Origin of the sequence: Microcoleus sp. Pol11C2, assembly GCF_036701505.1 — a bacterium.
In the GTDB taxonomy this organism is placed as follows: Bacteria; Cyanobacteriota; Cyanobacteriia; order Cyanobacteriales; family Microcoleaceae; genus Microcoleus.
This window is the reverse complement of sequence record NZ_JAUBQX010000019.1, coordinates 19,996-42,699: the sequence shown is the minus strand read 5'-3', so window position 1 is coordinate 42,699 and position 22,704 is coordinate 19,996. Positions and strand designations below refer to the sequence as shown.

Genomic DNA, 22,704 nt, shown 5'->3' with positions numbered 1-22,704 from the left:
GGTACCCTTCGGCGCACCTTACGGCCCTAAGTATTGCGTTCAACCACTTTTGGGTCTTAGTATAAAGTTTTAGGGCGCGTCTGTCAGCTAAATTATTTGAAAATCGAGCTATGATTACTGACGCACCCTACAAACTTATGATATCAGTATAAAAACTTTCCCCTTAAGCGTTAGCTGAGAGGAAAGGAATGCTTTCGGCTAAGTTATCCTTAACTTCAATTCCCTGTTTTCTAGCCCAAAACTGGCTTAAAAAGTGAATTTGTCGCAAGCCGACCACTAAATTTAAACCCGGTACAAAAATCCACCAAACTGTTAGCGGTTCTTTGATTCCTTCTTGACGGTACAATTCGTTCACTGTGTTGTAAAGTTTGAACTGCACGATGTAAATCCAAGCAATACCGAGGAAGGAAAACCAACCAAACCATCCGGGAACGTCAGGATCGAATATCCGCAAAGCTTGGGGGACGGCTACTCCTAAAACAAAGGGAAGCAAGCAAAGAGTTCCCGACCAACCGCTGCCGTTATAGCGACGCAATTCTTCTTGAATAATCCATTTGTACCATCCGTAATATAGCAGCAAGCTGACTCCAGACAGCAAAATTACTCGCCACAAAGAGCGCGGTTTGCCTAAAGGTTTGTCGGACATATTTAGATGTAAGATATGAATGGCTGTCTTGATTGTATTAACATTTGTTAATTATTGCAAAATCATTTCTCGAATCGATCGCGCTGTTGCAGGGGCCAGCAGAACACCGTTGCGATAGTGGCCGCTGGCGATGAGAACGCGATCGTTACCGGGAAGCGTCTCGATAATTGGCGCCGGCCGCCCTTCCGGCCGCGGGCGCAATCCCGACCATTTCTTGATGATTTCAGCTTCTGCTAAGGCCGGACAAAGTGATCTCGCCCTCGCCATCACTTGCGCCAACATATCAGCATTCGCCTGAATTTCCCCGCCATTTTCGGAAAACTCCACCGTCGCCCCCACCCAAAATTCCTGATTTCCCAAAGGCACAATGTGAACGTCATCGCAAGTAATTACTGGCCTAAAATCAGGGTTTCCTAAAGGCTTGGTCGATCGCAAATGCAGCGCTTGTCCCAACACCGGGCGAATGTCAACCAACTGATTTAACGATGCAGTCACAGCAGCAGAACCCAAACCAGCCGCCACAATTAGTCGATCGAACTTTAAACTAGCAGCCATCTCCGCTGCTTCAACGGGCACGCCAAACTCAAAAATCGCCCCATTTCGTTCAGCAGCATCAACCAAAGCCAAAGTTAGCGCCCTCGGATCGACTTGCCGGTCTTGAGGCGAATAAATCGCAGCAATAATGCGATCGTTTAAAGAGAGATGAGGGCAGCGATCGCGCACTCGTTCCACATCCCAAAGTTCCAGTTGCCAACCTTGAGATCGGCGAGTTGCTATCAAATTTTCCCACTTAATTAAATCCTCTCCCTCCGAACAAAGCATTAAAATTCCTTGTTTGTTAAAAGGAATTTTTCGCCCCGTAACTGCTTCCAATTCTGGAATCAAAGTTTCGTAGCGCTGAAGGCTGGTTTGTCTCAACTGCCAATTTCTGCCCTTAGTTTTGTGGCTGATAACTCCCATCAAAACACCGAGTGCAGCGCCAGTAGAACCTTGTGCCGGCGGCTGTTTGTCGAACACAGTAACTTTCAGTTCGGGAAATTGACTTAGTTCAAAGGCGATCGAAGCCCCAATAATACCGCAACCAATAATTGCAACGCGAATCATTCAATTTTAGATTTTAGATTTTAGATTTTAGAAATTTTAGATTTTATATTTTAGATTTTAGATTTGATAGAAGTTTTTCGTAGGGTTTTGAGCGCAAAGCGTGTCAAATTAACAGTAAAATCCTCTGTTTTTATCGTTTGTATCGAAGTCTCTATCCCCCTAAATCCCCCTTAATAAGGGGGACTTTGAATGCTCTGCCCCCCTTTTTAAGGTGGAGTTTGAATACTCTTGTCTCCCCCTTACTGAGGGGGGTTAGGGGGTATCTAGACTCGACTACCAGCGATATTTATTATGGGTTTCAGTCTTAATTTGACACCCATCAACTGCCAAGCCTACAAACCCCTAAAGCTATTAAGCTTTAGGAATTAGCTGCAAGAAGGTATCGAAATCATTGACAGCTTTTTGATAGCTAGCCGTGACTTTTGCATAGTCAAGCTCTTTAGCAGCAAGATCAATGTTAACCAAATCGGTAAACAAACTCTTAGTTAAATCAACAGCTTGTTGTTGAGCACTAGGCAACAAACTCGCAGAGACGGTTTTCATGGTGTTCCGCAAGTCGCCTAGAGGCCCGTGAATGTAAGTTCTGGTGTCAACCCAATTCCGTTTTTGAATTAGGGTGCCCAGTTTATCCATGCGCGAGCGGAACTCTGTCAGAGTAGGAACATAGCGCTGAATTTGCTGGGTCTGGGCTGCTGTGTAAGTCGTTGGAACTTTTGCTTCGACACTGCTGCAACTAACCAGAAATGCCATCAAAAACGCCATCATCAAGGCAAAAATTGAACGGGGACGAGTCATATCGATTTTAGATTTTAGATTTTAGATTTCTCGTTCTCAGGCTCTGCCTGGAAATGCAGCTCGGCGAGGAGCTGGTTCACTGACCTAGCACCGAGAGTTATGTACAAAATATTATTTTACCTCCTGGCGGCGCAGAAAAGTTATCACAGCATCGCCAACTTTTTCTGACCAATGTTCTTGAGGATAATGCCCGGCTTGTTCCAGTGTGACTAACTCTGCATTTTGCAGGGAACCGACTAGCTTTTTAGCAGGTTCAACACTCAGCCAAGGATCTGTCAAACCCCACACAAATAAAGTTGGTCGAGTCCATGCTTTCAAGCCGGATTCAATTTCGGCCATTGACTGGGGCAATTGAATATTGCGGACAGTATTCATCAGGGATCGACCTGCATCCGAACTCTTCAAAAACGGGCGGCGGTAAACATCTAAATCCTTGTCTGATATTGTCTGCCGGCTGCCGCCTTCGAGAGTTCTGTCAACCAAAAGCGGGTCTTGCGTCATCATGTCGCCAATAAAAGGCAACCCCAACTGCTGCATTTTCCAAGGCAATTTTATATCTGCTGAAACTGGGGTATTGATGACGGCTAGACGCTCAATTTTATCGGGATTGCGTAAAGCGTATTGAATCCCCGCTGAAGCTAAAAATCCTTGGACAACGAGGTAAAATCGGTCTAATTCTAGAGCTTGAATAAAGCCAGCGAGGGCGTCAACAAAAGCATCGGGAGTGTAGGCAAAGTCGCGCTTGTCTGGTTTGGTCGATCGCCCATAACCCACCCAATCTGGGGCGATCGATCTAAATCCCTGTGCAGCCAAATCCGGCATCATTACAGTCCAGGTAAAACTCTGGGACGGCAAACCGTGCAGCAGCAGTACGGGCGGTTTCTCAGTTGCGTTAACCGGATTTGTTTCCCGATAAAACCATTGCAGCGGGCCTACTTCAACTATTTTCTCATCAATTAACATTATTTTACTGGTTATTTATTAAACAATAAGGCGGGGAATACCCGCCCTACTTACCTAATAGTTGGGTGTGCACAGAGCACGTTACCCAACTAATTACAGCCGCGTTTAGAAATTCATTTCAGCAGCTTGAACTTTTTCGACCTGTTTCTTCTTGAGAACCAGCATGATTTGAGCCAGCATGGTTATAGCCACGAAAGCCATCAATCCTTTAACTCGACCTGCACTTTGCAGCACAATCTCCACGTCTTTTTGACCGAAGCCGCCCACATTAGGATTGTTGGTCAAAAGTTCGCCTGCTGCAACTGTTTGTCCTTCGGTAACAATCAGTTCTGGGCCGGCGGGAATGGTATCAACAACGGCTGCACCTTCGGCAGGTTGAATTGTCACTTGATAACCGCCATCTTCAGGTTGAGCAATCTTAGAAATGGTGCCAGCTACCGAAGCATTGTAAACAGTATTATTGCTCTTTTCGCCAGTAGGATAAACCTGACCGCGACCGCGGTTGCCACCAACATAAATTTGGTATTTGCCGTAGTGAACGGACTTGTCAGTTTCTGGATTCGGCGACAAAACTGGGAATACCAATTCTTTGTACTGTTCTCCCGGTACTGGGCCCACTAAAACAATATTTTCTTGGGTTTCGCTGTAAGGTTGGAAGTAAAGATCGCCGACTTTTTCCTTCATTTCTTCGGGAATTCTGTCAGCGGGAGCAATTTTGAAACCCTCGGGCAACATCACTACAGCGCCTACATTCAAGCTGCTTTTGCTGCCGTCGCCGCCAACTTGTTGAACGTTAGTATCGTAGGGAACTTTGACAATAGCTTCAAACACCGTATCTGGCAAAACAGATTGCGGTACTTCAACTTCAGTCGGTTTTGCACCGAGGTGACAGTTAGCGCAAACAATCCGGCCTGTTGCTTCGCGGGGAGTAGCGGGGGCAGTTTGCTGAGCCCAGAAAGGGTAAGCAAATGCTGCTTGGGGAAGTGCGATGTCGCTGGTGAGGAAAAATGCTGTGGCTGCGATCGCAATTAAGGCTGTTTTCGCGATCGTCCTGGCACTGCGGCGAAATATCGCAGATAAATTAGTTTGTGGCATTAGAGTATTCAATCTCAAAGGTCAGACAATTTTGGATTTTGGATTTTGGATTTTGGATTTTGGATTTTGGATTTTGGATTATTAGACTGCTTTAGGGATGCAATTATCTGTGGTTTTCACCATTCACCCCCTATCTAAAATCTAAAATCTCAAATCCAAAATAGTTTAAGACCACCAAGGTGCTTCGCCGGTGCGGAAATCTGTTTCTGTCCAAGTTGTAAAAGCGATCTTGTCATCTGCGACAGTGGCGTGGGCCAGGGCCAGAGACAAAGGCGCGGGGCCGCGCACCACTTTGCCCTCATTATTGTATTGAGAACCGTGGCAAGGACAGATAAACTTGTTTTCGCTAACATTCCAAGGCACGACGCAACCCAAGTGAGTGCAGACTGCATTGATGCCGTAGTCGGCGATAGATTGGTCTTCTTTCACCACAACATAGGTGGGGTCGCCTTTGAGACCTTGGGCTAAGCTGCGATCGCCCGCAGGGTGCGAAGCCAAATATTCGCTAACGATGATGTCGTTACCCAAAGCATCTTTAGCTGTCACTCCGCCACCAACTGCCCCACTCGACGGAGGAACAAAATACTGGACAACGGGATAGAGTGCGCCCAGTGCCACACCTGTGACTGTACCGAACGTCAGCAAATTCATAAATTGGCGACGCCCCATATCGGGAACATCGGGATTTCCAGCAGAAGATTGAGCCATGACCTGCCTTTACGGTTTTAAGTTACGTTTGTTTGTTTGTTAGCTGTTAGCGAACCTGTACGTGCAGACAACTGGGATAATTGCCGTTAATCTGCTCGCACAAATTTTAGGCCGCGAAAATTCCTTTTAAGAATGCGCCTTCCAGCCTTTATTAGAGTATTATTACATTTTTTGAACTTTGTCTTTTATTGTTTAATGGATTAACTCAGGAGCAACCATGACGGGTAAGGATTTACACCAGCTACTGCTAGAAAAATGGGGAAAGTCTTACGATATCAGATTGCGGCGGACGCGGGGCAAGATTTTTGTGCAAGTTATGTGGAAATATCTAGAACAGGCATCTTTTCCGATGACGGAGGCTGATTATTTCGAGCATTTGGATGCGGTGGCCAATTACCTCAACGGCTGGGGGAGCACAGAACAGGTGAGAGAATATATCGTAACTACTCGCGATCGCCCCCGCTTGGGTAAAGCTGTCAGCGTTCCTCTAGATTTGGGTGAAAGAGCCTCGGAGTGGTTGCTAGACGAGTTTTGAATCACTCAGTCGATTTTAGATTTTAGATTTTAGATTTTAGATTGACTCCACAGCCGGGATCTGGGGGAGTTCCCTAAAGTTTTGTGTCGCGCCGCGGCTGGATTAGTTGATCCCAAAGTCCCGACAATCGATCGGCGAGCTTGTCATACGACTTGCTGCTGGTGAGAAACTAAGCTGTGGCGCATCTAATTTGCACAGTTGTTTTGATTCAAAGTCTTGTGTGGCGGGCTTTGCTGCGCGCCCCCAACTGTGGGATTTAAATGCCGCAACAGTTTCTGGGGCTTTTTAGGGGCTTTTTTAATTTTGGGCGATCGGACTTCTAGCTTACCAAAATCATCCGAACCAATTTCTGTCAACAATTTCACATACAATGAAGGTCAGATATCTTGTGAAATTTAGGAGAATGTTGTAATGGGTGTTGCACTGGGAATGGTTGAAGTCTTAGGATTTCCCGCTGCAGTAGAAGTTGCGGACTCAATGGTGAAAGCAGCCCGTGTTACTTTAGTTCGCTATGAGAAAATAACCCGCGCCTACTGGACAATTATAGTGCGAGGAGATGTTTCTGAAGTGCAAGCAGCCGTTGCTGCTGGAATTGAATCAGTTAAAAAGGTCGATGGCGGAAAGTTGCTATCGTATCACATAATTGCTCGTCCTCACGAGAATCTGGATTACGTTTTGCCGATCGGCTACACTCCCGAAGTAGAACAGTTCCGAATGTAGTCAAAGTTTTGACAAAACTTTGGTGTGGAATTTTAACTTTTAGTAATTATAGAGGCGCGGGCGATCGCGTCTCTATATTTTTTTGCTGCGAGTCGATATATTTTTGTGCTGTGTTTATCTGCGGTATATTTTGCTGAAGCAGCAGGCAGAATAACTTGGAATTCTTAACCGCAGATAAGCGCAGATCAACGCAGATAATACAATCAGCCAGTAATCAAATCACTGGCGGTGATTGTGTGAACTCCCTTCAGAATTCCGATGATTTGGCCATTCTGAAAAATCCCGGTATCGATATCTAAACCATTACTCACAGACTTAGAAGTTATGTCTTTAAACGGAATTTGTTCAGACGGAGCGGGAGACGGAGCGGGAGACGGAGCGGGAGACGGAGCGGTAGAACGTACCAAAAGTTTATCTTCACCTTGTTTGAAGTCAGCAATAGTATCTATTCCCGAACTCCTCCAAAGCCTAAACTTGTCAGCGCCCCTGCCACCAACCAGATAGTCATCACCGCTCAAGCCAAACAACAAGTCGTCGCCCCCCCCGCCCATCAACGTTTCGCTGCCGTATCCACCAAGGAGAGTATCGTTATACCTAGAACCTATTGCTACTTCGAGGCCGGAGAGCGAGTCTACGCCACCGAACCCGTCGGAAGCCCGACCTAACCCAGACGCGTCACCGACTGGCCCCAACTGGAGATAGACGCCAGTTCCTGCAATACTGTAAGATACTGTGTCGATGCCATCCCCGCCATTGAGCAAGTCATTCCCAGCACGACCCGACAAAGAGTCATTACCGCGCCCGCCCAAGAGCGTTTCATTGTTGCTCCCGCCAACTAAGGTGTCGTCGAAACCAGAACCTATAACGACTTCAATGCCAGAGAGTGAGTCTACACCGTTCTCTATTACGATCGTGGACATCCCCGCGAATGCTATACCGCCGAATCCATCGAGAGCGCGACCTAACCCAGACCCGTCGCCAATAGGCGCCAACTGTAGATTGATACCACTTCTCGCACCTATGTACGATACTGTGTCGATGCCATCCCCTCCATTGAGGAAGTCATTGCCAACCCCGCCATCGAGATAGTCATTACCCCTGCCGCCGTTGAGAGTGTCGTTACCGTTGTTTGCTGGGTTATCACGATCACCTAAGATCTCACTGCCATCAGACAGAGTGTCATCGCCATCGTCGCCATTGAGCAAATCGTTCTCGAAGCCGCCTTCGAGTTGATCGTTGCCAACTCCGCCATATAGAAGGTCACTACCACGGATACCGCTAAGAAAGTCATTTTCTTCTCCACCGTAGAGCGTGTCATCGTTACCACCTGAATTATTATTATCGCTAGTGTAGTCACCAACCAGAGAATCATTGCCTTTTCCGCCGTCGAGCAAGTCATAACCTACGCCTCCATAGAGAGCGTCATTGCCAGTTTCACCAACAAGAGTGTTAATATCGGTCGGATAATCTTGCTTTCCACCATAGAGTAGGTCATCTTCACTTCCACCCTTGAGACTATCACTGCCAAGGCCACCATCGAGAGTGTCATTGCCATCCAGACCACAGATGGTGTCATCGCTATCAATGATAGGGCCAGGGCCGTATAAGTAGTCAGGGCCAGAAGTGCCAGTTATGGGTGCCATATATTTAATTTCCGATTGAGATTAAGAAACTGAAACCGTGAAAAAGGTAAAAATCTACAGTGTGGATTTTTCAAATGAACTTACTAAAAAATCCACTCAAAAAACCAACAAGTCTCCTATCTTAGGCAGCCAGGAAACTCAAAAGATATAGCTAGACTTCAGTGAGCCAAGTTGACCCTCTTGCTGAAGTTTTACGTTCTTGTTCAGTAATTTCACTGTGTGGGTATGTTATCTCTAAATCGAATACTAAAGAGCGGCTCGTGTCCAATCTTCATGAAAACCTTAAAAACTAAATTATTAAAATAACTTATGATTGCCAGCCCGATCGCCTAAAGAATAGTGTGAATTAAGCCTCAAAACCTTGACCCCAGACACCTAACACTAAACTTTGCTAATGTGAATTTTATATTTTATTTTAAATACTTATCCAACAGATACTAAATCAGCAAAGATTATCATATAAAAGAATCAACTTACTCAAATAGCTGAGAAGCTTAGCTTTACACAATATTTATCAGCTTACTTAAGTAAATAGGGAATTCGCCCTCAAAATAGCTGAAGCAATGTTTTTAAGATAAGTTGACAACAATCCCCATCTCGGCTAAAAATAGCAGACAAATTTAAAATTCAGATGTTCGGTAACTTTTACATTGTCTGCTATTCTTAATTCTCATCGTCCTAAAAGCTTCACCAAACCAACCCCGCCAAAATACAAGCTCAGTACCGCACCTCCTAAAAGACTTTGCGTTAAAGGATCAGTAGAAGGCGTTAAAACCGCTCCCAAAACTGCCGCTCCCAAGACTACATACCGCCAGCCGGAGAGCATTTGGTTGGAAGAAACTATGCCCAAAACACCGAGCAATACTTGGACGATCGGGATTTGAAAAGCTAAGCCAGTGCTGAACATTAACAGCAGCACAAATTTAAAGTATTTGTCGATCGACCACAACTGCTCTACAACATCCGCCCCATAGGTAACAAAGAAGTTAAGCGCCGCCGGAATCAGAGCGATGTAAGCAAATACTAAACCGCCCAAAAATAGGAAACTCGAACCGAAAAACACCGGCCCCAGCAACCTGCGTTCTTTGCGAGTCAAACCGGGGAGAACAAACAGCGCTATCTGGTAAAAAATAAACGGAGTGGCGATCAGCAAACCGCTGTATCCGGCTACTTCGATAGAAACAAAGAAATACTCGCCGGGAGCTAGTTGCAGAAACTTCACTGGCCCGGCCGGTACTTCTAGCAGTTGCACGATGGGTTTTACTGTCAAAAAGCAACCGATTACAGCGATTACTACTGCAATTAGCGAGTAGAAAAGTCGCAGACGCAATTCTTCTAAATGCTCGAACAAAGACATCTCAACTTCGTCAGGAAGTTCGTCTAGAAATTCGTTTTCTAAGTTGCGAGAACCCATCGCACCGCCTGCGATTGGTGCAATGCTGTTTTCCGGGCTAATTGCTTCGAGGTTGTTGTCGGAACCTTGTTCGGATGTCTCCAAGTTTGAGGGAGCAGTCATAGGGAATGGGTAATTGGTAATGGGTAATTGGAAATTGGTAATTGGAAAGGGGTAAATGAGAATAGTTATTTCATAATTGCTCCGACTTCCTTCTTCATTCTTTATTCTGACTTCAGCAGCAGAAGGAACGATCGATAATTAATCCGTGTAGCGGTGTCAAAACCCGTGTCGTGCCTTCATTATTCAATCACGATCGCAATTTTGCCGATCGCGCGGCCGGTTTCGCTGTAAGCGTGGGCTGCTGCTACTTCTTGTAAGCTGTAAGTGCGATCGACAATCGGCTCAACTTTATCGGATTCTATTAACTCCCGCAAAGCCTCTAAATCGCTGGGGTTGGCATTGGCTAGAATGAATTTAGCTTTTTTACCCGATATAAACCAGCTCGTTAACATCGGTGTGAGGTTCTCGAAACTTGGCAAAGTCGAGATATAAACTCCCTCTGGTTGCAGCACTTTTTCGCATTCAGCAAATGTTCTTGTCCCCACAGCATCTAAAATTATATCATATTTATCGGCTTGTTGAGTAAAGTCAATTTCTGCGTAATCCAGGACAAAATCGGCTCCCAAACTCTTGACCAATTCTCTATTTTTAGCACTGCAAACTCCCGTTACTTCCGCATTCATTGCTTTCGCAAATTGCACGGCAAAAGTGCCGACTCCGCCGGAAGCGCCGTTAATCAATACTTTATTTCCTGCTTGAATTTCACCCAAATCCCTCAGCGATTGCAAAGCAGTTAAACCTGCGATCGGTACTCCTGCTGCTTCTGCATGAGTGATGTTTTTCGGTTTAATTGCTGCATCCGATTCTGCCACGACCGCGTATTCGGCGCAAGCACCCCCACTGATGGGATTTAAGAAAGTATAAACTTCATCTCCGGGTTGAAATTTGGTGACTTCCCGGCCGACTTCCACGACAACTCCCGAGATGTCAGAACCGACTATTCGAGGAAAGTTAAATCCTGTCAATAGTTGCAGGTGTCCTTGCCGGATTTTCCAGTCTACGGGATTGACGCTGCTAGCGCGAACTCGCACTAACAATTCGTTGGATTTGGCGATCGGCTTTTCCAACTCTCGGTACTGCAATTCCTCGGCTGAACCGTAGCGATCGAACGCAACTGCTTTCATGGCCAATTTTCCGGTTTATTTCCAATACAACACTCAATCCTTTACAATTACAGCACATTCGATCTAAATGTGACACAGTAAATTGAGCTAGCCTTGTAGCAGCGGGCGATCGACTCTTGCTAATCTCCAGACAAGGCGCAGGCGTGAGGGAATGGGTTCGCTGGGTGAGTGCGATGGCTAGCGATTAAAATTAATAGGGACGGGGCGGGCGATCCCATAACCCTGAGCATAATCTACTCCAATCTCCCGCAATTTTTTTAAGATAGCCTCGTCTTCGACAAACTCAGCTATAGTTTCAAGATTCATCGCATGGGCAATACGATTAAAGCCTTCCACCAGCGCTTGAGAAATCAAATTATGACTAATATTCTTGACAAAAGCACCATCAATTTTTAGATAATCAACTGGTAAATTTATCAGATACGCAAAGGAACTCAACCCACTGCCAAAATCATCTAAAGCAAAGCAACAGCCAATTTTTTTGAGTTCGCTCATGAAATATCTGGCTTGCTCAAAGTTTGCGATCGCTGCGGTTTCCGTGATTTCAAAACCAATGCTTTGTGGGGGGACTTGGTAGCGAGAAAATTGTTCGATTAAAAACCTCAGAAACTGATTGTTACTAATGCTAGACCCTGAGAGATTGATCGTATACAAGCCTTGACTAATAACATCTTTATCCGGTAATTTGTGATAATTAGAGAAAAAAGTCTTGATTACCCAACAATCGATCTCTGTTATCAATCCGTAACGTTCTGCGGCGGGAATAAACTCATTTGGAGAGACTATTTTTCCATTTTCGTCCAGCATTCTGAGCAAAATCTCATAATGCTCTACTAATGGTTTAGAGGTAATAGAGACAATCTTTTGGTAATAAAGAGAAAAACGATTGGTTTCCAGCGCTCGGCTGATATTGGAAATCAACTGCCTCTCACCACGTTGTTTAATTAGTTCGCTATCATCTAAACTATAAATATGAACACAGTTGCGGCCTCTGGCTTTGGCGGCATAACAAGCTGCATCAGCCGCTCCCAGAAGCTCCCTCAAATCTTGGCTGCTTTTGTCAATAGCAACAACTCCAATGCTGACTCCGATGATAAAGGTTTTGCCATTCCAAATAAACCGAAACTGATGCACTAGGTCTTTGAGGTTTTCCGCAATCTGAGTTGCTTGAGAGAGCGAACATTGAGTGAGCAAAATACCAAATTCATCACCTCCCAAGCGAGCCAGCATATCATGAGCACGGACTCCCTGTTGAATAAGTGCGGTGATTTGGCGCAGTAGCTCATCGCCAGCAATATGACCTACGGTATCGTTAACGACTTTGAACTGATCTAAATCTAAATAACAGAGAGCGTGCTGCTCATTGCTATCTTTAACAGAGGCGATCGCCTCAACTAGCTGCTGCTCAAATCTTCGACGGTTGATTAACCCCGTTAGGGCATCGTGACTGGCTTCCCAAGACAGTTTATGGGTGAGATAGCGCGATTCAGTAACATCATGAAAGACGATTACTGCCCCGATAATTTGACCTTGGCGGTCTCGAATAGGTGCTGCCGAGTCAGCAATGGGATACTCGGTTCCATCATCGGCAATCAGAATAGTATTGTTAGCTAAGGTGACAATTCGCTGCTCTAATAGAGCCTTGTTTATAGGATTCTCTACTGGCTCTCGCGTTACTTGATCAACAATTAGGAAGACTGTAGAGAAAGGAACTCCTTGAACCTCCTGAGTTTTCCAGCCTGTCAGTCGTTCAGCTATAGGATTGAAATATTTCACCCTACCTTGGGCATCAGTAGTAATGACCGCATCGCCAATGGATTGCAGTGTCACTTGAGCCAATTCCTTTTCGGCAAAGAGAGACTCTTCGAGACGTTGCCGTTCTTCAATTTCTATCAAGAGACGTAAATTCTGCTTTTGGAGTCTTTGTTGCAGCCTTCGGATCGTTAGGTGGGTTTCGACACGAGCTAATACTTCTTCCACTTGAAATGGCTTAGCAATATAATCTACCCCTCCAGCAGCCAGCCCTTGCACCTTATTAAAAGTTTCATTTAGCGCACTCAAAAAAATTATTGGAATGTCTGCGGTGCCCTCGTCAGATTTTAATTGTCGGCAAACTTCATAACCATCAATATCAGGCAATTTAATGTCTAGTAAGATTAACTCTGTCGATGGCGATTGGGCGGCTCTGATCGCCATTGACCCTGTTATAGCACTGCGAACTTTATAACCCTCTTCCCTCAAAGTATCCCTTAGTAGACGCAGGTTATCAGGCAGATCGTCAACAATTAAAATATTGCCTCGGTAGTGTGTAGCTTGATCGCTAACCCTATCGCTAGTTCTATCGATAATCATACTGATTTCCCTAGTTTCTTGCTAGACGACTATAAACATATGCACAAATAGTATAGTTGAATTATTAGCCTATCAAGCTCACTTTACGCAGAAAGAAGTCCTGCGAGCCCCGATATATTGGGTTGGCAAGGGGGCGCAGCCCTACAAAATCTGAATAGTTCGGTTAGGGGCAGTCCCCCCGTGGTTGCCCTTCTTCGCTTCGCCTAACATCAGAAGAAGAGTATTTCAACCCCAGCAGCCGATTTATGAACAAGCGGATTTCTCAAATGGCAAGTCTACTCGTCATTGCGATCGGATGTCTCGTGCTGCTGGGTTGGCAATTTGACATCTCCCTACTCAAAAGTGGTTTTCCGGGTATGACTTCGACCATGAAAGCAAACACGGCAATTTGCTTTTTGCTGGCTGGAGGGTCTTTGAGATTGTTGCAGTACCAAAGAACGCGACTGCACAATCGCATCGCTCAAGGGATGGCAGGATTCATAATCATCATCGGTCTGCTGACGCTGAGCCAGTATATTTTTGGTTGGAATCTGGGTATTGATCAGTGGCTATTCCGGGATTTCGTGTCTTCAGCGACTCCTTATCCGGGAAGAATGGGAGTAAATACCGCCCTAAATTTTGTGCTGATGGGACTAGCACTCTTACTATTAGGGCAAAATTCCCAACGGGATACTTGGTCGGCTCAGATTTTTAGTAGTGTTGCAACTTTAATTTCTCTACTAGCTTTATTTGCACACCTATTCAATGTCGATATTCTTGAACGGTTGGCTACAATTACGACGACTCAGCCCGTAAACACGATCGCCACCTTTTTCATCCTCTATGGAGGAATTTTAGGGCTCCGCCCCAAGGAAGGATTAATGCAAGTAGTAAGCAGTCCGCTGGTCGGCGGAGTAATGGTTCGGTGGTTGCTGCCTTGGGGGACACTCTTTCCAGTGACACTGAACTGGTTGACTCTTCAGGGACAAAATTTAGGCTGGTATAACGTTAATTTTGGCTATACATTGCGTTCCACTGTTATGGTTGTCACGTTCTCAATTCTCATCTTGGGGACGGCTCGCTTTTTAAACCAGATAGATTACAAGCGCCAAAAAGCCGAAAAAGAAATTAAAAAACTTAACGAAACTTTAGAAATTCTTGTGGCTGAACGAACAGATGCTTTACAAAAATCGCAGGCTCGTTTTGCGGGAATTCTAGAAATCGCCAATGATGCAATTATTTCAGTCGATCTCACTCAACGCATTACCCTGTTTAATCAAGGGGCAGAAAAGATGTTTGGCTATAAAATTGAGGATATTTTAGGGAAGCCACTGAATTTACTGCTGCCAGAACAGTTTAGAAATGCACATCCGCAGCATATCAAACAATTTGCACAGTCTTCTACCAGAGCGCGAAGGATGGGAGAACGAAGCGAGATTTTGGGTCGTCGTCAAGATGGAACGCAGTTTTCGGCTGAAGCCTCTATTTCTAAGCTGGAAATGAGAGATGAAACGGTATTTACTGTTATTATGCGCGATATTAGCGATCGCAAACAAATTGAGATGGCTTTACGAAACAGTGAAGAGCAGTTTCGCCATGCGTTTGAAGATGCTTCTATCGGGATGGCGATCGTTTCACTTGATGGGTACTGGATTAAAGTTAATCCTGCCTTATGTCAGATTCTTGGCTACTCCTCAGAAGAGTTGTTAGCGTTAACTTTCCAAGACATCACCCATCCTGACGATTTAGACGCGGATCTTAGTTATGCACATCACCTATTAGCAGGAACAATTTCAACTTACCAACTGGAAAAACGGTATTTCCATAAACAAGGACATATAATTTGGATTCTTCTTGATGGCTCGCTAGTACAAGATGGACAGGGAAATCCACTGCATTTTATTGCTCAAATCCAAGACATTACCGCTCGAAAAGAAGCTCAAAAAACGCTAGAACTTCAAAGCGTTATCATGAATAACATGGCAGGAGGAGTGTGTTTAATCAAAGCCTCAGACCTCATGATCGTCTACACCAATCCTACCTTTGACGCTATGTTTGGCTACACAGAGGACGAACTCGCAGGTCAAGCCCTTGGTGTCTTGAATTATGTCGATACAAATTTTACACCAGATATAACCGTTCTAGATATCGTCACTCAAATTGAACAGACCGGCGAAGCGAAATATGAAGTCCACAATAGAAAGAAAGATGGAACTCTCTTTTGGTGCAGAGTTCATACATCCAGGTTTGAGCATCCTGAATACGGAACTGTATATGTTGCCGTTCAGGAGGACGCAACAGAGTTAAAAATGGCTGAGCAAGCCTTGCAAGCTACTACAAATCGCCTCAATTTTCTTCTAAACTACAGCCCCGTGGTCATTTCTAGCAGTAAACCTGCTGGCGATTATGGAGCCACGTTCATCAGCGAAAATATCAAAGATATATTGGGCTACGAAAGCAGCGAGTTTTTAGAAGATTCTAAATTTTGGGTGAATCACTTACACCCAGATGATGTAGAACCCGTGCTTAATGACTTACCAAATGTATTGGTTAATGATTTTTATTTACACGAATACCGTTTTCGTCGCTCCGATGGGGTTTATCGCTGGATGCTCAGTCAGCTTAGGCTAATTCGAGATAATTCAGGTACACCAGTAGAAATCTTGGGATATTTAATTGACATTAGCGATCGCAAACAAGCTGAGTTGGAATTTCACCAGGCAAATGAAGCAAACCAAGCCAAGACTGTCTTCCTCGCCAATATGAGCCACGAACTCCGCACCCCCCTCAACTCAATTTTGGGATTCACGCAATTGATGAGCTATGAGAGAAATCTGGCTCCTTCTATTCAAGAACGTTTACAAATTGTCAATCGTAGCGGTAGACATTTATTGGACTTGATTAACGATATTTTAGATTTATCCAAAATAGAGAGCGGACGGATGACACTCAATCTTTCTGACTTTGATTTGACAAATTTACTGGCTTCTATTGAAGAAATGTTCCAAGTTAAAGTCCAATCTAAAGAATTGCAACTAATTTTCGATCTAGCTCCCGACATTCCTAGATTTGTGCATAGCGACAATAAAAAACTCTACCAAGTCTTCGTCAATCTGCTCGGTAATGCGATTAAGTTTACCAACAAAGGAAGCGTCACCCTACGGGTAAGAGCAACACAAAGAGACACAACATCCTGTCACCTATATTTTGAAATTGAAGATACAGGCGTGGGAATTGCCCCCACAGAAATTGATAGCCTATTTAAGGTATTTGTGCAAGCCCAAGCTGGGAATAATTTGAGTCAAGGGAGTGGGCTTGGTTTAGCCATCAGTCAAAAACTCGTCAAACTCATGGGCGGTCAAATTGGCGTTAAAAGCACTTTGCACCGAGGTAGCTCTTTTTCGTTTGAGATTCCTGTACAGTTACCTCAAGCAGACTCCTTACCCCCAGAATCAAGTAATCAAAGAGTAATTGGTTTAGCTCCCGGACAACCCACTTACCGCATTCTTATTGTTGAAGATTTAGAAGACAATCGTCGCTTGTTAGTCGAGTTCCTTACCTCGGTTGGTTTTGAGGTGAGAGAAGCAAAACAGGGAGTGGAGGCACTCTCCTTGTGGGAGAGTTGGCGGCCGCACCTGATTCTGATGGATTTGCGAATGCCGATCGTGGATGGCTACACAGCTAGTAAATATATTAGAGAACGCCCTCAGAGCCAAGAAACTGTCATTATTGCTTTAACTGCCACTATTTTTGAAGAAGAGCGAGAGAAAGTTGTTATGGCTGGCTTTAACGACTTTATAAGCAAGCCATTTCAGCAGAGAGACATCTTTGACAAAATCGCTAAATATTTGCCAGTGCAATATATCTACGAAGTCGTAGAACAAACTCCACAAAAACAATTAGTTGAAACGGTGTCTGGAGAAGATCTATCCATGATGTCCCCTCAGTGGTTAGAACAAATGTATCACGCCGCTTACTATCTCGATACCGAAGTTATGAATGAATTAATTGTACAAATTCCAGAATCCAAAGCAAGTTTGGCCCAAGCACTAACTGATTATATCAATAATTTTAATTCTGATAGAATTATGGAGTTAATTCGACCTCTGCTGCCGAATCCACTGTAGTTATCGAGTTTAAGGACAAAAAAGCTATAGTGCTTTCAGCAGTAGCTATATTTCCAATAGAAACCCACAGGGAAAAGGATTGGGAAGTTTTTGGAGAGGTCGATTGCAGATATCCATCAGCTTGAGGAAATGGCATACACATTGGATGGAATGTGCTGTATCATATAGCAATTCTATTTCGTATGTGAAGGAGATTTATTCTTTTTATTAAATGCAGAGGGTGCTGAGGGGGCAGAGAAAGAGAAAAGAGATAAAGAAATGATTGATCTAACCGGAAAGGTAATTTTAGTAACTGGTGGCTCGAAAGGGATTGGTGCAGTGACGGTGCGGACTCTGGTTAATGCTGGGGCCGAGGTGATTTTGCATTACTTTCGCAGTCAGAAAGAAGCTGAAGCGATCGCAGCAAGTGTTGGGCGCGATCGCTGTTATTTATTGGCAGCGGATTTGAGGGTGGAAAACGCGGCCTCGACTTTGTGGCGAGATGCTTTAAAATGGCGCGGTCATATTGATATTTTAGTTAATAATGCGGGGATTATGCAGTCAGCGGGTATAGAGGACAAATTCGATATTTGGTCTTCAGCTTGGCAGCAAACTCTACAAGTAAATTTAGTTGCCGTTGCCGATTTGTGCCGCGAATCTATCCTGCATTTTCAAACTCGCCGAGTCGGTACAATTATTAATATAGCAAGTCGCGCTGCTTTTCGCGGCGATGACCCGAATTATCTGCACTACGCCGCTTCTAAAGGTGCTATTGTTGCTTTAACTCGCAGCATTGCTAGAGGGTTTGCGGCTGATAATATTTTGGCATTTACAGTTGCACCGGGATTTGTCAGTACAGAAATGTCTAATCAGTTTATTCAGGAGTTCGGTGAAGCTGATATTATTCGCGATATCCCGATCGGCAAAATCGCTCCTCCTCAAGATGTTGCCAATGTTATCGCGTTTTTAGCGTCGGGTTTAGCTGCACACGCTACCGGGACTACGATCGACATTAACGGAGCCTCTTACGTGCATTGAGACAATTACTGTAAAATACCTCTCAAGGCTCACGCTGACACATTTTAAAACTAACTAATTTATCACTTTAGCAAGACGCTAAAAACTCTATAAATCACTTAGCGTTAGATAAAAAGATACTCTGAGGAAAGTTGATTATGACAACAAATAACGGCACCAACACCAAACGAGTTGCCATACTCATTGAAAATGGAGTTGAAGATTCCGAATTTCTAGTTCCTTACAACGCCTTAAAACAAGCAGGATTTGAAGTAGTTGTCCTCGGTTCGCGGACAAACGAAAAGTATGCAGGGAAACAAGGAAAAGTTGCTCAGCAGGCTGACGGAACTACCACAGAAGCAATACCCGCAGAATTCGATGCAGTGATAATTCCCGGCGGTATGGCTCCCGATATGATGCGGACTAATCCCAATACAGTACGTTTTGTACAAGAAGCATTTGAGCAAGGAAAAATCGTCGCTGCTGTGTGCCACGGCCCCCAAGTTTTGATTGAAGCTGACTTGCTAAAAGGCAAAAATGCGACGGGTTTCTTGGCAATTAAAAAAGACATGATTAATGCCGGGGCTAACTACATTAACGAAGCTTTAGTAGTTGACGGCAACTTGATTACTTCCCGCCAACCGGGAGATTTAGCAATATTTACCACGGCAATTCTGGCTCGCCTCGGTTACGGTGGAAAAGAAGTCGGTTTGCCAGAAGAAACTGACACAAATGCAGAATGGTGGAAATTAGCTAATGGTTGGGGAGGTTCTACACAAGGCGACATTGTTAAAGGTTTGAATACCGCCCTCGCAGGGGAACGCTATGCTTGCGAAGCGTTTCAAAATTATGCGGAAAAAACCCAAGACAGCGATTTGCGATCGCTATTGAGAGATATGATTCAAAACAAACAGCACCACATCCTCGCTCTCGAAAAACGCCTCAACGATTTAGGTGAAAAGCCCTCAATTCCCGCCCAAATTGCGGACAAATACGCTAAATTAAAAGCCTCGATGCAAGGAACAGATGAAACGTTCTTGCTGCGGAGCACTCTAGGTGATTTGCAAACCGGTGTTGTAGATATCAATAACCTGCGGGTCAAGTTCACTGATCCGGTATCAACTGCGATTTTGACAGAGATAGAATCGGATTTGTCTAAGTGTGAACAAGTCGTTGCTAAAATCTTCCGCGCCCGTGCAGTTTCCCAGGAAATTAAGTCGCCTAAACCTTCGACTAGCCCCGCTGTAAAAATGTAATCAGCAAGGGGATAAATAAGTTTGTAGTTGTGTTGACGTGTTAAAACCCCACCAATATCGCAACTACCAACTTGCTATGCAATCCTATAATATACGCCTTTGCGGTAAAATAAAACCCAACACTAAAAAGCCGATATTCAACTAACTGCAAGGTGGAGGGTTTTATTTTTGTTTCACCGGGACACGGGGGGTTGAAGGAAGCTTGCGGCATCCGGGGGCAGTACAAGCCCCCGGATTCCTCCGTGCAGAAATAAAAAATATAGTATCCTATAAGCAGCCCCCGGATACATCCGTGAGGTCGCTTTCTTCAATTATTCAATTATTTAATTCTTTAATCTAAAATCTCACCTCGATTAACCAGCCCCCGGATACATCCGTAAAGTCGCTTTCTTCAATTATTCAATTCTTTAATTCTTTAATTCTTTAATTTTTTAATCTAAAATCGATTGACTTGTTCCCTCTTCCTTTAGACAGGAGACACCTGGGCTATAAATGCGCTACTGTGTTGCCAATATTTTGATGAGGAAAAAAGGCCGTGGTTCCCTTACGCGATGAAAATCCCATTACTATCACTCCCTATGTCACCTACGGGCTGGTTGCCGCAAACATATTAGTATTTTTGTACGAACTCAGTTTGGGCGATCGACAATTAACCCAATTCTTCTACTCTTGGGCCGTAATTCCTTGCCAGTTAAGCAATATGTGTCGGGTTGCCCTGCCAGCTTCGCCATTTCCCGAATGGACAACACTAATTAGCTCCCAATTCCTGCACGCAGGCTTTCTCCACATTGCCGGCAATATGTTATTTTTGTGGATTTTTGGCAACAACGTAGAAGACCGTTTAGGACACGTCAAATTTATAATATTTTACCTTACTTGTGGCGTTTTAGCATCACTAACTCAGTGGTTTTTTTCCTCAGCATCTGCCATTCCGTCCCTAGGTGCTAGCGGCGCGATCGCAGGCGTCATGGGAGCTTACATTCTCAGATATCCCCAAGCCAAAGTTCTGACACTGCTTCCATTGGGAATTTTTATTACCACTGTCAGAGTTCCCGCTTTCTTCTTTCTAGGATTTTGGTTTGCACAGCAAGCATTGAGCGGCCTGGCTTCCTTGAATGCGCCGGCAAGTGTCGGCATGGAATCCGGGGGAGTTGCCTACTGGGCCCACGCTGGCGGCTTTGTTTTCGGCGCTATTCTCGGCCCTTTGTTGGGGCTTTTTTCTGAAGATAATCGGATTTAATTTTAAACCGCAGATTAACGCAAATTAACGCAGATAAAGTGCCAAGAAAATCGGCGTTTATCTGCGTTAATCTGCGGTTTAAAACCTCTGATTTTTCTAAAAGTTTGGTGGTATGCTTGGCTCTTGGTTGGGATTGTTTTCTGAAGATAATGAGATTTAATTTTTCACCGCCGGTGAACAAAAATTAACGCAGATAAACTGCCAACAAAATCGGCGTTTATCTGCGTTTATCTGCGGTTTAAAACCTCTTATCTTCCTAGATAAATGTCAAATCAAATTCCGAAATAGAAGAAACCCCAGTTACACCATTTAACTTCGCCAAAATGCGAGAATCGCTGCCGGTGAGGTTATTGCCATTGCCGTCATAAATGATGTAAGTATTGCCGCCGGCATCGTAGGCAAACAAGAAAGCACTTCCTCCCAGAATATTTGCAGAAACCGTTGTCTGCACATTCAGCAGAACTTGGGTGTTACCGCTGAGATTCGCAAATCCGGGGGCAAAATTAAACTGATCGGCGATCGGCACACCGAGACCGCTAAAATCAGTAATCACATCGTATCCGCCCGCCGCGATCGCAGCCTCGATCGCCGCCGAAGAAGCCGCATCAAAGGCAGGGCCACCTTGTGCAGGGCTGGTATAGCGGAATTGATTGTTGCCGCCGCCCCCTGTCATGGTATCTGCGCCGAGGCCCCCTACGAGCACGTCGTTATCCACACCGCCGTTAATCGTATCGTTGCCACCTTGACCATCAATAGTATCGCTGCCCGCCAAACCGTCCAAGTTGTCAGGCAAAGAACCTCCAACCAAATTGTTAGGCCCGCTATCTGCAGGCAAGATTTGAACGGTCACAGTACCTACGCCCGGAATTGTCCCGAATCCGTCGCTGACGCTGTAGGTGAAAGCAGTTGTACCCGCTACGTTGCCGGGGATGAATTGCACTTGAGAGACAAGATTTACAGCTACCCCCAGTTGTGGTGTGCTGACATTGATAATGCTGAGCGTCCCTTTTTGCGGGCTGGAATCGTTCGCCAGTACGTCGATGAAAGTGGGCAGCAAATTATTCGTATTGGTAAATACGATGCCGTCATCCACAGCAATCGGCGGCAGGAGAGTTGGAACAGTTACGGAGGTATCAAAAGAATTGATGTTAATTGCGACTGACGCTGCTGCCGTGCCGCCTTGGTCGTCAGCTACGCTGTAGCTGAAAGAACCGGCTTGCCCGATCACGTTTGTTCCAGGTTGGAATTTCAGCCCGAGTAAATCCTGAACTGTTAACTTTTGGTTCACGGTGACCGGGTTCGTACCCGTAATTACCTGACCAAAAGTAGGATTGGGAAGTCCGACTACCGCGATCGACAGTGGCTGGCCCTCCGGGTCGCTGGGCGCCGAAATGCTCAGAGACAGAGGCAAATTCTGCAAACCAGTCACCGTCTTGCCCGCTTCCACGAGCGGCGGCTGGTTAGGAGTCGGAGATGTAAAACTCGGCGGAGTCGGCCCGCCACCCAAAGGCGGAGGAGTTGGGGGCACCGCAGTTGGAAGCGGGACGATCGAAGGACTCGGACTCGGAGTTGTCGCGCCCGCAGTCGGGCTCGGACTTGTACCCGGAACCTGTATCGGCAATGGCTCCGTGGTTGGAGTTGGATTCGGACTTGTCCCCGGTGATGCTGCAGGTGATGCTGCCGGACTTGTCCCCGGTGATGCTGCAGGTGATGCTGCCGGACTTGTCCCCGGTGATGCTGCCGGACTTGTCCCCGGTGATGCTGCAGGTGATGCTGCCGGACTTGTCCCCGGTGATGTTGCAGGTGATGCTGCCGGACTTGTCCCCGGTGATGTTGCAGGTGATGCTGCCGGACTTGTCCCCGGTGATGTTGCAGGTGATGCTGCCGGACTTGTCCCCGGTGATG

The 22,704-nt window shown here is 45.3% G+C and carries 17 protein-coding genes and 1 pseudogene; 7 read left to right on the top strand and 11 right to left on the bottom strand.

The window, feature by feature from the left end:
• Window positions 1–163: 163 nt before the first annotated feature.
• The 6 genes from QUA42_RS13410 to petC all read right to left on the bottom strand — a co-directional run bounded on the left by QUA42_RS13410 (window position 164) and on the right by petC (window position 5,311).
• A complete protein-coding gene (locus tag QUA42_RS13410; RefSeq protein ID WP_333137695.1) occupies window positions 164–646 on the bottom strand; it encodes a hypothetical protein in 483 nt (160 codons plus the stop codon).
• A 51-nt stretch (window positions 647–697) separates the two neighbouring features.
• Window positions 698–1,750 carry an FAD-dependent oxidoreductase gene (locus tag QUA42_RS13405; RefSeq protein ID WP_333137694.1) on the bottom strand — a complete coding sequence of 351 codons (1,053 nt, stop codon included), beginning with the start codon at window positions 1,748–1,750 and terminating at the stop codon, window positions 698–700.
• A gap of 351 nt (window positions 1,751–2,101) precedes the next feature.
• Window positions 2,102–2,545 (bottom strand): photosystem II protein PsbQ, encoded by a 444-nt coding sequence (psbQ, locus tag QUA42_RS13400; RefSeq protein WP_333137693.1) that lies wholly within the window; start codon window positions 2,543–2,545, stop codon window positions 2,102–2,104.
• Window positions 2,546–2,656: 111 nt separating this feature from the next.
• Window positions 2,657–3,508, bottom strand: coding sequence for an alpha/beta fold hydrolase (locus QUA42_RS13395; protein ID WP_333137692.1), 852 nt, complete (start codon window positions 3,506–3,508; stop codon window positions 2,657–2,659).
• Window positions 3,509–3,613: 105 nt separating this feature from the next.
• A complete protein-coding gene (gene petA, locus QUA42_RS13390; protein ID WP_333137691.1) occupies window positions 3,614–4,603 on the bottom strand; it encodes a cytochrome f in 990 nt (329 codons plus the stop codon).
• A 165-nt stretch (window positions 4,604–4,768) separates the two neighbouring features.
• Complete coding sequence (gene petC / locus QUA42_RS13385) at window positions 4,769–5,311, bottom strand: cytochrome b6-f complex iron-sulfur subunit (protein ID WP_242717315.1); 543 nt, start codon at window positions 5,309–5,311, stop codon at window positions 4,769–4,771.
• A 217-nt stretch (window positions 5,312–5,528) separates the two neighbouring features.
• Between petC and QUA42_RS13380 the strand changes: the two genes are divergently transcribed.
• Window positions 5,529–5,846 (top strand): DUF3067 family protein, encoded by a 318-nt coding sequence (locus QUA42_RS13380; protein ID WP_190661639.1) that lies wholly within the window; start codon window positions 5,529–5,531, stop codon window positions 5,844–5,846.
• Window positions 5,847–6,257: 411 nt separating this feature from the next.
• Complete coding sequence (locus tag QUA42_RS13375; RefSeq protein WP_006631236.1) at window positions 6,258–6,566, top strand: carbon dioxide-concentrating mechanism protein CcmK; 309 nt, start codon at window positions 6,258–6,260, stop codon at window positions 6,564–6,566.
• A 203-nt stretch (window positions 6,567–6,769) separates the two neighbouring features.
• Here QUA42_RS13375 and QUA42_RS13370 read toward each other — a convergent pair whose 3' ends face one another.
• From QUA42_RS13370 to QUA42_RS13355, 4 genes are all read right to left on the bottom strand, one after another.
• Window positions 6,770–8,209, bottom strand: coding sequence for a calcium-binding protein (locus tag QUA42_RS13370; protein WP_333137690.1), 1,440 nt, complete (start codon window positions 8,207–8,209; stop codon window positions 6,770–6,772).
• Between the two features lie 670 nt (window positions 8,210–8,879).
• Entirely contained in the window at window positions 8,880–9,725 is an 846-nt protein-coding gene (gene tatC, locus QUA42_RS13365; RefSeq protein WP_333137689.1) for a twin-arginine translocase subunit TatC, read from the bottom strand.
• A 179-nt stretch (window positions 9,726–9,904) separates the two neighbouring features.
• Entirely contained in the window at window positions 9,905–10,849 is a 945-nt protein-coding gene (locus tag QUA42_RS13360) for an NAD(P)-dependent alcohol dehydrogenase (protein WP_333137688.1), read from the bottom strand.
• A gap of 177 nt (window positions 10,850–11,026) precedes the next feature.
• Entirely contained in the window at window positions 11,027–13,201 is a 2,175-nt protein-coding gene (locus tag QUA42_RS13355) for an EAL domain-containing protein (RefSeq protein ID WP_333137687.1), read from the bottom strand.
• Between the two features lie 245 nt (window positions 13,202–13,446).
• Between QUA42_RS13355 and QUA42_RS13350 the strand changes: the two genes are divergently transcribed.
• From QUA42_RS13350 to QUA42_RS13335, 4 genes are all read left to right on the top strand, one after another.
• Entirely contained in the window at window positions 13,447–17,307 is a 3,861-nt protein-coding gene (locus QUA42_RS13350) for a PAS domain S-box protein (protein ID WP_333137686.1), read from the top strand.
• Between the two features lie 258 nt (window positions 17,308–17,565).
• The gene (locus QUA42_RS13345; protein WP_333137685.1) at window positions 17,566–18,324 is read left to right on the top strand and encodes an SDR family oxidoreductase; all 759 of its coding nucleotides are present in this window, start codon (window positions 17,566–17,568) and stop codon (window positions 18,322–18,324) included.
• A gap of 137 nt (window positions 18,325–18,461) precedes the next feature.
• A complete protein-coding gene (locus QUA42_RS13340; protein WP_333137684.1) occupies window positions 18,462–19,559 on the top strand; it encodes a DJ-1/PfpI/YhbO family deglycase/protease in 1,098 nt (365 codons plus the stop codon).
• 535 nt (window positions 19,560–20,094) lie between these two features.
• Entirely contained in the window at window positions 20,095–20,799 is a 705-nt protein-coding gene (locus QUA42_RS13335) for a rhomboid family intramembrane serine protease (protein ID WP_333137683.1), read from the top strand.
• Between the two features lie 256 nt (window positions 20,800–21,055).
• On the opposite strand, the gene QUA42_RS13330 is transcribed toward QUA42_RS13335, so the two are convergent.
• Entirely contained in the window at window positions 21,056–22,246 is a 1,191-nt protein-coding gene (locus QUA42_RS13330; protein ID WP_333137682.1) for an Ig-like domain-containing protein, read from the bottom strand.
• On the opposite strand from QUA42_RS13330, the pseudogene QUA42_RS13325 reads away from it, so the two are divergent.
• A pseudogene (locus QUA42_RS13325) lies at window positions 22,233–22,704 on the top strand (hypothetical protein); the annotation flags it as partial. The gene QUA42_RS13330 and the pseudogene QUA42_RS13325 overlap by 14 nt on opposite strands.